Here is a 13481-nt window from a genome sequence, read left to right as displayed (position 1 = left end):
CGGTCGCTCCCGGTCGCGTCCCGGCCGCGTCCCGGCCGTCTCCCGGCCGCGTCACGCCGTGCCTAGCGTCATTCGGAGCGCATGGCCTCCTTGGAACGCCTTTCCATCTCCTCCGGGGAGACGTCCTCCACGTGCGTGGAGACGTTCCAGCGGTGGCCGAAGGGGTCCTCGAACTGCCCGGTGCGGTCGCCGTAGAACTCGTTCTTGACCGGCGAGCGCTCCGTGGCGCCGAGGGAGAGGGCCTTGGCGAAGACGGCGTCGACGTCGTCCACGTACACGTGGAGGGTGACCGGCGTGCCGCCGATCGCCTTCGGCGAGCGGAAGCCGATGTCCGGGTACTCGTCGGCGAGCATGATGACCGAGTTCCCCAGTTGCAGCTCGGCGTGGCCGATCCGGCCGCCGGGTGCGGGCATCCTCATCCGCTCCGTCGCGCCGAGTACGGAGACGTAGAAGTCGATCGCCGCCGCGGCTCCGTCGGCGCAGAGGTACGGCGTGACCCGCGGGTATCCCTCGGGAATGGGGTTGACGGCCACCGGGCTCCGCCTTTGCGAACCGTGGCGATCGCCGTCGACCGCCGCCTGCGACCACTGATATCCCGATCGCGCGGAACACGCTCCGGCGCCGCGCGGCGGCCCCGCGACGGTTGCCCCGAAGGGCCCACGGCCGGTCTTCGGCCGGTTCAGCGGACCGCCACCACCACGTGGCTGTTGCCGAACTGCCAGACCGTGCCGACGTGCTCGAAGCCCGCCTCGCGCAACAGTGCGAGGTGGTCGGTGAGGGTCAGCTTGTTGCCCTCGCAGTGCGGGTGGGCGCGGCGGTCGTGGGTGGCGAGGAGGGGCGTCAGCTCCGGGTCGGCCCGCACACCCGACCACCACGACTCCCAGTCCTCGTGCGCGAGGGCCTGCTGGCGCTCGGCGCGCCGCCGGCCGATGTCCACGGCGAGCTCGTGGACCTTGGGGGAGTCCGGGTCCAGATGGTCGCCGTTGACGAGGACCCCGCCGGGACGGATGCGCTCGGCCAGCTCCTCGTACGTGCGCCGCAGCGTGTCCTCGCCGAGGTAGTGCAGGGCCGTCGTGGAGACGGCCGCGTCCACCGGGCGGTCCAGCACGAGGATGTCGAGCCAGCCCGGCTCCCCGATGCGGGCCTCGGCGAAGCGCAGGGCCGGCCCGTGGTGCGCCCGCCCCAGCTCCAGCAGCAGCGGATCGGCGTCGACGCCCACGACCTCGGCCGCTGGCATGCGCTCCGCGAGCCGGGCGGCCAGGGACCCCGGCCCGCAGCCCAGGTCGAGGAGCAGGGGAGCCGGGTGGCCCGCCGTGACGCGCTCGACCACGTCGGAGATGACCGTGAAACGCTCCTCGCGGTCGATCGCGTACCGCTGCTGCTGCCGCTCCCAGCGTTCCACCCATCGGCCGGCCGCCGCGACCGTGCCCGCGCTGCCCACGTTCATGGTTCTGTCCGCTCGTGCTTCTGCCGTTCTCACGGCCCTGAACTCCACATGAAAATCATTGCAGATTGGCGAGGGTGCCGAGCAACTTCTCCACCTCCTCCACCGTGTTGTGGACGTGCAGGCTGACCCGCACCGAGCCGTCCGATTCCGCGGCGCCCGCCTGGCAGTGGCCGTCGGAGCGCACCATGAAGCCGTGACTGTAGAGGATGAACCCGAGGTCGCGGGAGGGGATCTCGCGATGGCGGAACGCCACGATGCTCCGGCGCCGCTGCACCGCGGAGTCGGCCGCCAGGCTGGAGCGGCAGCCGAGCACCTCGTACGCGCCCAGCCGGCTCAGCCCGTCCGTCAGCCGGGCCGCCAGGGCCACCGTCCACGCCTCGATCCGGTCCGTACCGGCCGCGTCGAGCCAGTCGAGGGCGGCGGCCAGGCTCGCGATGCCGACGGTGTTCGGGGTGCCGGCCCAGCCGCCCGGCCGGAACTGCGGTCCGCGCCGGCCGCGGGCCCAGACCGCACCCGTACCCGGCAGCGCCATGGCCTTGTGGCCGGAGAACACCACGAAGTCCACGTCGAGTTCGGCCACCGAGAACGGCAGGTGCCCGACGCTCTGCGCGGCGTCGAGGCAGATCGGGACGTCCGGCCCGACCACCCGGCGTATCCGGTGCACGTTCATGTCGACGCCGTACACGTGGTGCACGTGCGTGGCCGCCACGAAGCGGGTGCGCGGGCCCACCGAGGCGGCGAGCGCCGCCGGATCGTAGTCGCCGGAGCTGTCCTGGTACGGCAGCTCCCGGACCCGGATCTTGGCGCCCTGCCGCGCCAGCAGCTCCCGTACCTCCAGCCACGGCGCCAGATTCGCCTCGTGATCGGCGAACGGGACGGCGATCTCGTCCCCGTCGCTGAGCCGGCCCGCCAGCCAGTCCCGGGCGACCGTCCGCAGCCCCTCGGAGGCCCCGCTGGTGAAGTGCACGGACGAGCGGTCCGGCGCGGGATCGCCCAGGAACCGCTTGACCCGGTCGCGGGCCCGCTCCACCGCGGCCGTCGTCGCGTTGGCCCAGGGGTACGAGCCGCGGCCCGCGTTGGCGTTGGAGGTGGTGAGGTAGCGCTGCACGGCGTCCAGTACGGCCTGCGGCTTCTGCGCGGTGGCTGCGCTGTCCAGGTACGCCAGCTCCGGGTTCGCCACGATGATCGGGAACTGGGCGCGCAGCGGGCGCTGCCAGGAACGCAGTTCCTCCAGAGCGTCGGTCACGTCAGTCACGCACCAGCGGCGCGCCCGCGTCCCGCCACGCGATGATCCCGCCCGCGAGGCTGCGTACGTCGGGATGCCCCATCCGGGTCAGCAGTGCGGCGTAGCGCGCCGACTGCTCGCCGACCGGGCACGCCAACAGCACGGGCTGCCGCCTGCCGAACGGCAGTCCGCCCCGCACCAGTTCGTCGAAGAGCTCGTCCACGATGTTCACCGATCCGTCGATGTGCAGCGCGGCGTACGCGAAGGAGCTGCGCAGATCGATCACCAGCGGCCGCTCCGCCGTGATCCACTTCTGTGCGTCGGCCACCTCGATGACCTGCGCCGCCCGTACCTCGGTATCGGTCAGCGTGGACACGGAGTTCCGCGCGGGCGGGCGGCCCAGCAGCTCCGGGCGGCGCTGTTTGACGTAGCCGAGATAGCTCTCCACCCGGTCGCAGACGATGAAGACGGCGGTCCTGCGCTCCGGGCCGCCCGCCAACTCCGCGTCGATCGGCCGCAGATGGCGCACGGTGCCGTGGTACGCGGCGCCGCCGGTCGGGCCGGCGAGGATGCCGCAGCGCCGGACCAGGGTGAGCATGCCGTCGATCGCGTCGTCGGCGCCGACCGACTCGATCGTGTCGTACGTGGCCGGGTCGAAGAGGCCGACCTCGTGGACCTCGTCGATGTTGCGGATGCCGGGGATGAAGTCGGACTTCTCGCCGACCAGTCCGATCACCCGTACGGCCGGATCGTGCGCGCGCAGGGACCGGGCCACGCCGGTGGAGGAGCCGGCCGTGCCGACGCAGGCGAGGAACCAGTCCGGGGCCCGGCCGTCCAGATCCGCGACGATCTCCGGGCCGGTACCCGTCTCGTGTGCCTCGGTGTTGAGCGCGTTGAAGTACTGGTCGGTGTGCAGGTGGGCGCTGCCGGACTGGTTGAGCCTCTGGTGGAAGAGGGTCAGCGGGTCCTCGGTGTCCGTCGGGTCCAGGCATTCGCTGCGGCCCGGCAGCTCCTCGATCTCGGCGCCCAGCAGCAGGAGCAGGTCCTTGACCTCCGGGATGCGCATCCGGTTGGTGACGCTCTTGAACGACAGCCCGTGCATGCCCGCGATCACGGCCAGCGCCTTGGCCGTGTTGCCGCTGGACAGTTCGACGATCGTCTCGCCGCGCTCCCGGGCACCGGGCAGGCCGGCCCGGGCCATGTTCCAGGCGGCCCGGTCCTTGACCGAGCCGAAGGGGTTGAGCATCTCCAGCTTCGCGTAGAGATCGATGTGGCGCAGACCGTGTACGGCCGGATCGATGCGGACCAGCGGGGTGTTGCCGATGGCCTCGGTGATGCTGTCGAACCTCATGCCCGTCCCCCCGAATCGGTGATCGGCCCGTACTCCTCGATGGGCCAGTACTCCTCGTCCAGACACCAGCGCCAAGAATCTTCTGTCTGACGGACCGCCACTTTCCGTGCCACCGGCTGCTGTTGGGCGCGGGTGGCGATGAAATCCATGCAGTACCCGGCGGTGTTGGCGAAGCCCAGCAGATCGCCCGGGCGCGGCAGCCGTGGCAGGAACACCGTTCTGCGGGTGATCAGGTCGGCCTCCAGGCAGAGGTTGCCCATGAGGTGGACGCCGACCGGCCCCCGCGGGCCGGCGGGTTCGGCCTCGCGGGACACCAGTACGGGGTCCATGAGGATCCCGTGGTCCTCCAGGGCGACGTCGCTCGCGTTCATGGCGAGGCGTACGAGTGCGGGGCCGGCGTCCTGGTGCCGCACCTCCAGCACCCGGGCCAGGGACAGCCCGCACTGGTCGGCCAGGGCCCGGCCCGGCTCCGTGTACAGGTCGCAGAGGCTCTCCAGCAGCAGGGTGCCCAGGGCCCGCCCCAGGGTGGGGGCGGGCTGCGACAGGAGCGCGTCGAGGTAGCCGGGGCCGGCCACCGGGCGGTGGGCGGGGTACAGGCTCAGGGCGCCGCGCAGCGTACCGCCCCCCTCGGCGTGCAGGCCGTACCCGTGGCCGCCCCAGGTGAGGGGCGGGCGCCGGCCCATCACCGCGGCGGCGAGCTCGCTGGTCCAGCGGTCCCACTGGGCGGCGTGCGCGAGGTAGCTGACCCCGAAGCCGCCGCCGATGTCGACCACGCGCGGCTGGAATCCCCGTAATCGCAGGTCGTCCATGGCCCGCAGGCACCCTTCGAGGGCGATGGCCTTCTCGTCCGGGCTCGTCGTGTCGAGGTGGTAGGCGACACCGATCGGATCGACCGAGTCCCGGTGGCGCTCGAGCAGGTCGAGCAGCGGCCCGAGCGCCTTCACGGACGTACCGAACCGGCTCCTGCGGGAGAGCATCCTGGGTCCCGAGGTCTCGAACTCGCAGAGGCGGACCAAGACCTTCGGGCGGGGCAGGTCGTGGCGGCGTACGAGGCCCGCCAGAGCCTCCAACTCGCCGGGGCCGTCGGCGTTCACGGTGACCCCCGACCGCGCGGCGAGCCAGAGGAACGCCGGATCCTTGGGGCCGGTCGCCGCGGTCCGCGGTGAAGCCGGCGCCGAGGGCGCGCCGGAGCTCGCCGGTGGACGCCACGTCCACGGCGGCGTCCGCGGTGGTGAGCCGCCGGACGAGGGACCGGGAACGGTTGGCCTTGTGGGCGAAGAAGACCTGCCCGCCGAGCCGGTGGCGGCGGTAGACGGAGCGGAAGCCCTCGGCGTTCTCCGCCATCTGGTCGGGCACGAGCACGTTGAGGGGCGAGCCGAGGGCGTCCACGAGCATGTGCAGGAACGGGGCGGAGCCGAGCAGCGCGGCGAGCCGCGGTGCCAACCGCGGTTCCAGGTACAGGGGGCCGGTGTCCATCCCAGCTGCTCCTCCCGCGCGCCGATCGTACGACGATATTCCTCGCGGCCCTGTTCATGCCCTGCTGGCATGGTTTGGACGCGTGCTGACGGGAGTTGGCCGAAATGCGACGGTGCCGTCAGAGCGCCAGGTACATGAGGATCTCGTCGCGGTCGTCGCCGGGCGAGACCCGCAGACCGCCGGGCCAGCGCCCGATCTCGCGCCAGCCCAGACGGCCGTAGAACTCCTCGAGCCCCAGCCCGGCCCGGACGGCGATGTGCAGCTGCTCCAGCCCCATTTCCTGCCGGGCGAGTTCGCGGACCCGGTGCATCAGCGCCGTACCGATGCCGCTGCCGCGGAAGTCGGGGTGGGTCATGACGTGGTTGACGGCGCCGCAGTGCGCGACGAGCGGATGCGGGTCACGGCGCACGATCAGCCACCCCGCCAGCTTCCCGCCGACCGTGGCGATCAGCATCCTGGCGCGGCGCGGATCGAGCGCGCCGACGAGCAGGCCCAGGGCCGGGTCGGCCTGGCCGGTGTTCACCGGCGGCATGGGGAGTTCCCGGGGGATGACGGCGCCCCCGGCGTTGATGACCCGTACCCAGCAGTCGACGAGCTGCTCCCGGAGTTCGGCGGGCAGCTCCCGCGCTCGGGTGATCTGCGCGAAATCGACTGGTTGCGACGCGGTCATGTACCGCAGCTTGCCAGATGCGGGATCGACGCGGGCCGGGCCCCGGCCGGGCGAGGGCCGGCCGGGGCCCGCCGTGAACGGCGTCGATCAGTCCGTCGTCGCCGCGCCCGGCCGGCCGAAGTGGCGCGCGGTGGGCACCAGCGCCGCCGCTGCCGGTACGAGGAAGCACGCGGCGGCGCAGCCGCCCAGTACCGCCGTTGCCCCGAAGGCGTCGATGGCGGGGGCGATCAGCGCGAGCCCGACGGGCGCCAGACCGTACGACACCAGGAAGTCCAGCGAGGAGACGCGGGCCAGCTTGTCCGGGGCGACCTCGCGCTGGGTGGCCGTGAACCAGGGCACGTTGAACAGTTCGATGCCGATCCCGGCGACGGCGTACGCGGCGACGACCACCACCGGGTGGACCGGCACCATCAGGCTCAGCGGGGCGAGGCCGTACGCCGCCAGCCCGGCGAGGGCCGCCCAGCCCGGGGAGCGCGGCCGCCACCGGGCGATGGCCAGGGCCCCGCCGAGCGCGCCGACGGTGTACGCGGTCATGGCCGCGGCCAGCACCCACTCGGTGCCGTAGCGGTCCCGGCTGATCAGCGGCAGCGCGACGCTGGTGGCGGAGTAGCCGAGGGCGATGACGGCGACGAGGGCGGCGAGTCCGGCGAGGAACCACGGGTGGCGGCGCGCCTCGCGTATGCCCTCCAGGAACTCCGTACGGAACCCGGCGCGCGGGGCGGGCTCCGCGGCCGACTCCTCGACGGCCGCGGCCGTGGCGCCACCGCCCTGGCCGGGTACCAGCGCGGCGACCAGCCAGAGCAGGCCGATGCCCAGCAGCAGCGCCGGTACGTCGAGGAAGGCCGCGAGCAGGGCGGTCAGGGCGGGTCCCGCGAGCGTGGAGCCGCGGACCGCCATGGTCATGGCGGCGTTGGCCTGCTGGCGGCGCCCGGGCTCGACGGTCTCGGCGGTGAGCGCCTGGAACGCCGGGCGGCAGGCGCCCTGTCCGGCCCCGGCGAGGGCGGCGGCGAGCGTCATCAGCACGAGCGAGCGGCCGAGACCGGCGGCGAGGAGGGGCGCGGCGAGCGCCGCCGCGAGGGCGGACCAGAGCACGACCGCGCGGCGGGAGTGCCGGTCGGCCAGTACGCCGCCGACGGCGACGGCGGCGAGGAAGCCGGCGGTGCGGGCGGCGAGGACCAGGCCGAGGCCGGCGGCGCCGAGATCGCGGTGGAGCACCGCGAGCCCGAGGACGAACGGCAGCGCCCAGGTCGCGAGCCCGGAGGCGGTGGTACCCGCCCACAGGCGCAGGAACGCGGGGTCGCGCAGGACCGAACGCGGGGGCGGGGCAGCGGTCTTGGCCGCGGTCGGCGCGGGTGTGGTCGCCACGTGTGGGGCTCCTTCGGAGGTGGGGGAGCGGCTCGGCGAACCGGCCCCGGATGTCGTTAATGAAAATGAATACCATTACAGTACTCTTCGAACGTGGCACTCCCGCCCGGTGCACGACCACACCCATGCCCTTCCTCCCAGACCGGAGATTCCATGCGCCACCCCGCCCGCCTCGGGATAGCCCTGACCCTCGCCCTCGCCACCGCCGGCTGCTCCACGGCAGCCGGCGGAGGTTCCCGGGCGGACGGCGAGCCCGCCGCCGACGCGGTCTCCGTCACCAGCTGCGGCCGTCAGGTGTCCGTCGCCGCGCCGCCGCAGCGGACCGTCGCCCTGGACCAGGCCTCGACCGAGATCCTGCTCGAACTCGGCCTCCAGGGCCGGATGGCGGGGACCGCCAACCTCAAGACGAAGATCCCCGCACAGTACGAGGCCGCGTACGCCAAGGTCCCGGTCATCGCCCCGAAGATCGCCACCAGTGAGCAACTGCGCGCCGCCACCCCCGACTTCGTCATCGCCGGTTCGGCGGACCTCTACACCAAGGACCGCGCCGGCACCCGCGAGGAGCTGGACGCCCTCAAGGTCCCCACCTTCGTCAGCGCCGTGGACTGCCCCCGGCAGAACCCGGCCGGCGCCACCCCCTTCGATCTGCTCTTCTCCGACTACGAGAACCTGGGCACGCTCTTCGGCGCCCGGGAGCGGGCCGACAAGCTCGCCGCCGACCAGCGCGCGGCGGTCGCCAAGGCGGGGGAGAACGCGGGGAAGGTCCCCCGGGGCGCGGACCGGCCGACCGTCGTCTACCTCTACTCCGTCTTCAACGGAATGCCGTACGTCGCGGGCAAGAGCGGCCTGCCCAGTGAAATGAGCCGGATCGTCGGCGCGCAGAACGCCTTCGACGACGTCGACGAGGACTGGCCGGAGGTTACCTGGGAGGAAGTCGCCAAGCGGGAACCGGACTTCCTCGTGATCGGCGATCTGTCCGAGCGCGGGCGGCCCGGCGACAGCGCCGCCGAGAAGCGCGCCGAACTGGCCCGCCACCCGGTGGTCTCGAAGCTGGCCGCGGTCCGCGACGGCAGGATCCTGGAGGTGCCGGGCATCGAGCTGGACCCGTCCGTGCGCTCCGTGCACGCCCTCGGGCTCCTGGCGAACGGCATGAAGGACCTCGGGTATGTCCGCTGACCCGGCCACCCGGAAGGGTCCTGCCGGGACGGTCCACGCGCTCCGTCTGCTCCTCGCCGCTGGCGCGCTGGCGGGCTCGGTGGCGGCTGCCGTGCGCCTCGGTGCCGCCGACGTCGGATGGACCGGTCTCGCCCGCGTACTCGGAGCCCATCTCGGCCTGGACGTGGCGCCGTTGGCGCCGCTCGTCGACTCGCTCGTCTGGGACCTGCGGCTGCCGCGGGTGCTGATGGCCGCCCTCGTCGGCGCCTCGCTGGCCGTGTGCGGCACGGTGCTCCAGGCGGTCACCCGCAACGCCCTCGCCGACCCCTACCTGCTCGGCGTCTCCTCCGGCGCGTCGGCGGGAGCCGTCACCGTCCTCGTCCTCGGGATCGGCGCGAGCACGCTCGGAGCCACCGGCGGCGCGCTCGCCGGCGCGCTGCTCTCCTTCGGCCTGCTCCTGCTGCTCCTGCGGCGTACCGGGCTGGACTCCGTCCGTATCGTCCTCACCGGCGTGGTCGTCGGCCAGCTCTTCACCGCGCTGACCTCGCTGGTCCTGATGGCCTCGGCGGACGCGGACACCACGCGGGCCGTCACCCACTGGCTGCTCGGCTCGATGGCGCCGGCCCGCTGGAACACCGTCGCCGTCTGCGCGATCGTCACCCCGCTGGGGCTGCTGGCGGCGTGGCTGTGCTCGAACGCCCTCGACGGGCTCGCGTTCGGCACCGACACCGCCGCGTCCCTGGGCATCGGCGTACGGCACACGCGGACGCTGCTGCTCGTGGTCACCGCCGCGCTGACCGCCGTCGCGGTGGCCACCGTCGGCGCCATCGGCTTCGTCGGGCTGATCGTCCCCCACGGAGTGCGGTTCCTCGTCGGGCCGCTGCACCGGGTGCTGCTCCCGTACGCGGCGCTCGCGGGCGCGGTGTTCCTGGTGTGGACGGACGCGCTCGCGAGGGTCGCCTTCGCGCCCCGCGAGGTACCCGTCGGCGTGATCACCGCTCTGCTCGGCGTACCGCTCTTCCTCCTCGTGCTGCGCAAGCGGGGTGAGCTGTGAGGATCACCGCCGAGAACGTCAGCTGGTCGGTGGCGGGCACGCAGGTCGTACGGGAGGTCGGCGCGGACATCGCGCCCGGCGAGACGGTCGCACTGCTCGGCCCCAACGGCTCGGGCAAGTCCTCGCTGCTGCGCTGCCTGGCCGGCCTGCGGGCTCCCGACGCGGGTACGGTCCGCTACGACGGCGAGTCCGTACGGGACTGGAGCGCGCGGCGCATCGCCCGCCACGTCGCCTTCGTCGCACAGGACTCGGGCTCCGACAGTGACCTGCGGGTCGCCGAGGTCGTGGGCCTGGGGCGGACCCCGTTCCGGGACCGCTGGCGCGGACCGGACGCCGCCGACCGGGCGGTGGTCGCCGATGCGCTGGAACGGGTCGGACTGACCGCGCTCGCCGGCCGGTCCTGGAAGGCGCTGTCGGGCGGTGAGCGCCAGCGCGCCCACATCGCCCGCGCGCTGGCGCAGCAGCCGTACGGGCTGGTGCTCGACGAGCCCACCAACCACCTCGACGTCAAACACCAGTTGGAACTGATGGAGCTGCTGGCCGGGAGCGAGCGGACGGTCCTGGTCGCGCTGCACGACCTGTCGCTCGCCGCCCGGTACTGCGACCGGCTGCTGCTCCTGCACCACGGCCGCCTGGTGGCCTCCGGCACCCCCGCCGCCGTTCTCACCGCCGAGCGGCTCGCCGAGGTGTTCGAGGTCGACGCCGCACTCACGACGGACCCGCTCGGCCACCCCTCGGTCAGCTACCGCGGGCCGCTCGGCACTCCGCTTCGATCACCCCAACCCACCCTGTGAAAAGGAGACTTGTGAACCACGCAAGCCCCGTCCCCGGTCCCGCCTCCGCCCCCGGTCCCGCCCTCGTACCGTCGTCCGTGGACGGGCTCATCGAGGCCGTCCTGGCCGGCGAACACGGTCCGCTGCCCTCCGGGCTCGTCGCCACCAGCGTGTTCTGGATCCACCACGGCACCCGACTGGCCGGCGGCGACACCACGTACCTCAACCAGTACGTCCTGGTCCGCCTCGGCGGCTCCTTCGGCGGCTGTGCCTTCGAGGCGGGCGAGATCGACCCGGAGATCTGCCGCGACTCCTCCGGCATTCCGCTCGACCGCCTGCTGCGCGAAGCCCCGCGTCCGCTGCGGATCGCCGCCCTCGACGCGTACCTGTCCGAGGCCCGCCCGCACCGGCTGGCCGCGGCGGCGGGCGACGCCGAGCCCGTCGCGCTCCCCACCGGCACCCCCGAGATGCGCGCGAAGGCCCGCGACACGGCCATCGCCGGCCTGCTCGACATCCAGGAAGGGGCCCGCGTAGGCCTCATCGGCGTCGTCAACCCACTCGTCGCGGCGATCCGCGAGCGCGGCGGCGAACCGCTGCCCTGCGACTTCAACCTCAGGGCCACCCAGTGGGGCGACCCCGTCACCGATGACATGCACGCGGTGCTGGAGCGCGCCGAGGCCGTCGTCGCCACCGGAATGACCCTGAGCAACGGCTCGTTCGACACCGTCCTGGAGCGCTGCCGCTCCCGCGGCATCCCGCTGATCGTCTACGCGCAGACCGGCAGCGCCGTCGCCCGCGCCTTCCTCGGCTCCGGCGTGAGCGCCCTGTCCGCGGAGCCCTTCCCGTTCTCCCAGTTCAGCGCCGAGGAGACGGTCCTGTACCGCTACCGGACGGCGAGCTCCGCGTGATCCGCACCGGCACCGGACACGCCCCCTGCCACCACGGCGAGATCCTCCAGGGCGTCTTCCTCGACGCCGACGGCCGCCGGTGCGCCGGCCTGGTCACCCTGCCCATGCCCGGCCCGGGCAGCCGCGCCGAGTTCGTCCGCAGGCCCGGTACCGAGCCCGGGGCGCTCACCGCCGTACCCGCCGACCGTACGAAGGCGGTACGGGCCGCGGCCCTCGCGGTGGCGCAGTGCGCGGAACGGACCGGACAGCGGCCCTGCGGCGGGGAGTTGAGGCTCACGAGCGACATACCGGTGGGCCTGGGCATGGGCAGCTCCACCAGCGATGTGATCGCCACCGTACGCGCCGTCGCGGACTCGTACGGGATGCGGCCGGCCCCCGAGTCGGTTGCCCGGCTGGCCGTACGGGCCGAACTGGCCTGCGATCCACTGATGTGGGACGGGCGACCGGTGCTGTTCGCCCAGCGCGAGGGCCGGGTGCTGGAAGCCCTCGGCCCGGCGCTGCCGCCGCTGGTCGTGGTCGGCTGCGCCCTCGGCGGAGGCGCCCCCGTGGACACCCTGTCCCTGCCCGTGCGGGAGCCCGGCGACGGAGATGTACGGGCCTTCGAGCGGCTGCGCACGCTGCTGCGCCGGGCGGTGGCCACCGCAGACGCCCCGCTCCTCGGCGAGGTCGCCACCGCCAGCGCCCGGCGCGGCCAACAGGTCCTGTGCCACCCGGAGTTCGACGCGCTGGCCGGCATCTCCCGGCGCGTCGGGGCGGTCGGCGTACAGATCGCGCACAGCGGCGCGGTGGCGGGCGTGCTCTTCGACCCGGCCGCGCCCGGCCTGCGGCACCGCGTACGCGGCTGCCTGCGCGCCCTCGACGCCCACGGCATCCCCGCCACCCGGACCTTCACGACCTTCACGACCACCAGCGAGGAGTTCCCGCATGGACCAGCACGTCGCCGAGGCGATCGGCCGGCCGGACCTGATACGGCTCGACGACCGGCTCGTCTGCCTGCGCTTTGAGACCATGAAGGTGGTCTCCGCGCTCGCCGCGGTGCGCCATCTGCTGGACACCGGGGCGGTGCGCCGCGGGGACACCCTGCTGGACAGCTCCAGCGGCATCTACGCGTACGCCCTCGCCCTGGCCTGTCACCGGTACGGCATGCGCTGCCACATCGTCGGCTCCACGACGGTGGACCACACGCTGCGCACCCAACTCGCCGTACTCGGGGCGACGCTGGAGCAGATGGAGCCGTGCAGCGACCTCAAGCTCGACCAGAAGCGGCGGGTGGAGCGGATCCACGAGATCCTCGCCGCGCACCCCGAGTACCACTGGATGCGGCAGTACCACGACGACGTCCACTACCTCGGCTACCGCGCGATCGCCGACCGGATCCGGGAGGCGACGGTCGGCCGGAGCGGCGACGCCGCCGGGCTCACCGTCGTCGGCGGGGTCGGCTCCGGGGCATCCACCGGAGCCCTCGCCCGCTACCTGCGCGGGGCGGCCGCGGCCGCCCCGGCCGACGTCGAACTCGTCGGGGTCCAGCCGTACGGCAGCCTCACCTTCGGCGCCGAGCACGTCGTGGACCCCGAGATCATCATCGCCGGGATCGGCAGCTCCATCCCCTTCGGCAACGTCTCGCACGAGCTGTACGACACCCTGCACTGGATCTCCTTCGACGCGGCGCTGGCCGGCAGCGTGGACCTGCTGCGCCGGCACGCGGTCTTCGCGGGGCTCTCCACCGGCGCCGGCTATCTCGCCGCCCGCCACGAACGCGAGCGCGCCCCCGAGCGGACGGTCCTCTTCATCGCCGCCGACACCGGGCACCGGTACGTCGACACCGTCTACGCCCGCCACCGGGAGGCGGCCGCGATCACGGACCTCGCTCCGCGGGAGGTCTCCGACCAGGGGCAGCTGGCCCTCCCGTGGTGCCGGATGCGCTGGAACCGGGCCCCGGCGGCGGACGCGGCGGCGCCCGCGGCGGCAGGCTCGACCGCCCGGGGTTGACCGGTGAGCCTTGTGGACCCGCCGCCCGTCGCACCGTCCACGGCCCCGCGCGAGGACCCGCTAGCCTG

General features: G+C 73.5%; 12 protein-coding genes and 1 pseudogene. 6 read left to right on the top strand and 7 right to left on the bottom strand.

The window, feature by feature from the left end; all coding sequences use genetic code 11:
* Window positions 1-68: 68 nt before the first annotated feature.
* From IF02_RS0104240 to IF02_RS0104210, 7 genes and pseudogenes are all read right to left on the bottom strand, one after another.
* On the bottom strand, window positions 69-533 hold the full coding sequence (locus IF02_RS0104240) for a VOC family protein (protein ID WP_030153864.1): 465 nt from the start codon (window positions 531-533) through the stop codon (window positions 69-71).
* Between the two features lie 146 nt (window positions 534-679).
* Window positions 680-1447, bottom strand: a complete 768-nt coding sequence (locus IF02_RS0104235; protein WP_030153863.1) for a class I SAM-dependent methyltransferase — start codon at window positions 1445-1447, stop codon at window positions 680-682.
* 55 nt (window positions 1448-1502) lie between these two features.
* Window positions 1503-2693 (bottom strand): aminotransferase class V-fold PLP-dependent enzyme, encoded by a 1191-nt coding sequence (locus tag IF02_RS0104230; protein WP_030153862.1) that lies wholly within the window; start codon window positions 2691-2693, stop codon window positions 1503-1505.
* Between the two features lies 1 nt (window position 2694).
* Entirely contained in the window at window positions 2695-4023 is a 1329-nt protein-coding gene (locus IF02_RS0104225; RefSeq protein ID WP_030153861.1) for a pyridoxal-phosphate dependent enzyme, read from the bottom strand.
* Window positions 4020-5499: pseudogene (locus IF02_RS32130) on the bottom strand (Y4yA family PLP-dependent enzyme). Before IF02_RS32130 ends, IF02_RS0104225 begins: the two are co-directional and overlap by 4 nt.
* 118 nt (window positions 5500-5617) lie before the next feature.
* A complete protein-coding gene (locus IF02_RS0104215) occupies window positions 5618-6169 on the bottom strand; it encodes a GNAT family N-acetyltransferase (RefSeq protein WP_030153860.1) in 552 nt (183 codons plus the stop codon).
* Between the two features lie 87 nt (window positions 6170-6256).
* Window positions 6257-7534: an MFS transporter gene (locus tag IF02_RS0104210; RefSeq protein ID WP_030153859.1), complete on the bottom strand. Its 1278-nt coding sequence runs from the start codon at window positions 7532-7534 to the stop codon at window positions 6257-6259.
* 153 nt (window positions 7535-7687) lie between these two features.
* On the opposite strand from IF02_RS0104210, the gene IF02_RS0104205 reads away from it, so the two are divergent.
* Genes IF02_RS0104205 through IF02_RS0104180 form a run of 6 tightly spaced genes read left to right on the top strand, consistent with a single transcriptional unit; the run spans window position 7688 to window position 13413 of the window.
* Window positions 7688-8710, top strand: a complete 1023-nt coding sequence (locus IF02_RS0104205; protein ID WP_030153858.1) for an ABC transporter substrate-binding protein — start codon at window positions 7688-7690, stop codon at window positions 8708-8710.
* A complete protein-coding gene (locus IF02_RS0104200) occupies window positions 8700-9743 on the top strand; it encodes a FecCD family ABC transporter permease (RefSeq protein WP_030153857.1) in 1044 nt (347 codons plus the stop codon). The genes IF02_RS0104205 and IF02_RS0104200 overlap by 11 nt, the downstream gene beginning before the upstream one ends.
* Window positions 9740-10537, top strand: coding sequence for an ABC transporter ATP-binding protein (locus IF02_RS0104195; RefSeq protein WP_030153856.1), 798 nt, complete (start codon window positions 9740-9742; stop codon window positions 10535-10537). The genes IF02_RS0104200 and IF02_RS0104195 overlap by 4 nt, the downstream gene beginning before the upstream one ends.
* 11 nt (window positions 10538-10548) lie before the next feature.
* A complete protein-coding gene (locus IF02_RS0104190; protein ID WP_078621859.1) occupies window positions 10549-11424 on the top strand; it encodes a Rossmann-like domain-containing protein in 876 nt (291 codons plus the stop codon).
* Window positions 11421-12428, top strand: a complete 1008-nt coding sequence (locus tag IF02_RS0104185; RefSeq protein ID WP_051695683.1) for a GHMP kinase — start codon at window positions 11421-11423, stop codon at window positions 12426-12428. The genes IF02_RS0104190 and IF02_RS0104185 overlap by 4 nt, the downstream gene beginning before the upstream one ends.
* The gene (locus IF02_RS0104180) at window positions 12349-13413 is read left to right on the top strand and encodes a pyridoxal-phosphate dependent enzyme (RefSeq protein WP_030153853.1); all 1065 of its coding nucleotides are present in this window, start codon (window positions 12349-12351) and stop codon (window positions 13411-13413) included. Before IF02_RS0104185 ends, IF02_RS0104180 begins: the two co-directional genes overlap by 80 nt.
* Window positions 13414-13481 lie beyond the last annotated feature (68 nt).

Source organism: Streptomyces sp. NRRL S-244 (assembly GCF_000717915.1).
GTDB lineage: Bacteria > Actinomycetota > Actinomycetes > Streptomycetales > Streptomycetaceae > Streptomyces.
The sequence above is the reverse complement of the archived record's forward strand: the minus strand, read 5'-3'. Positions and strand labels throughout refer to the sequence as shown.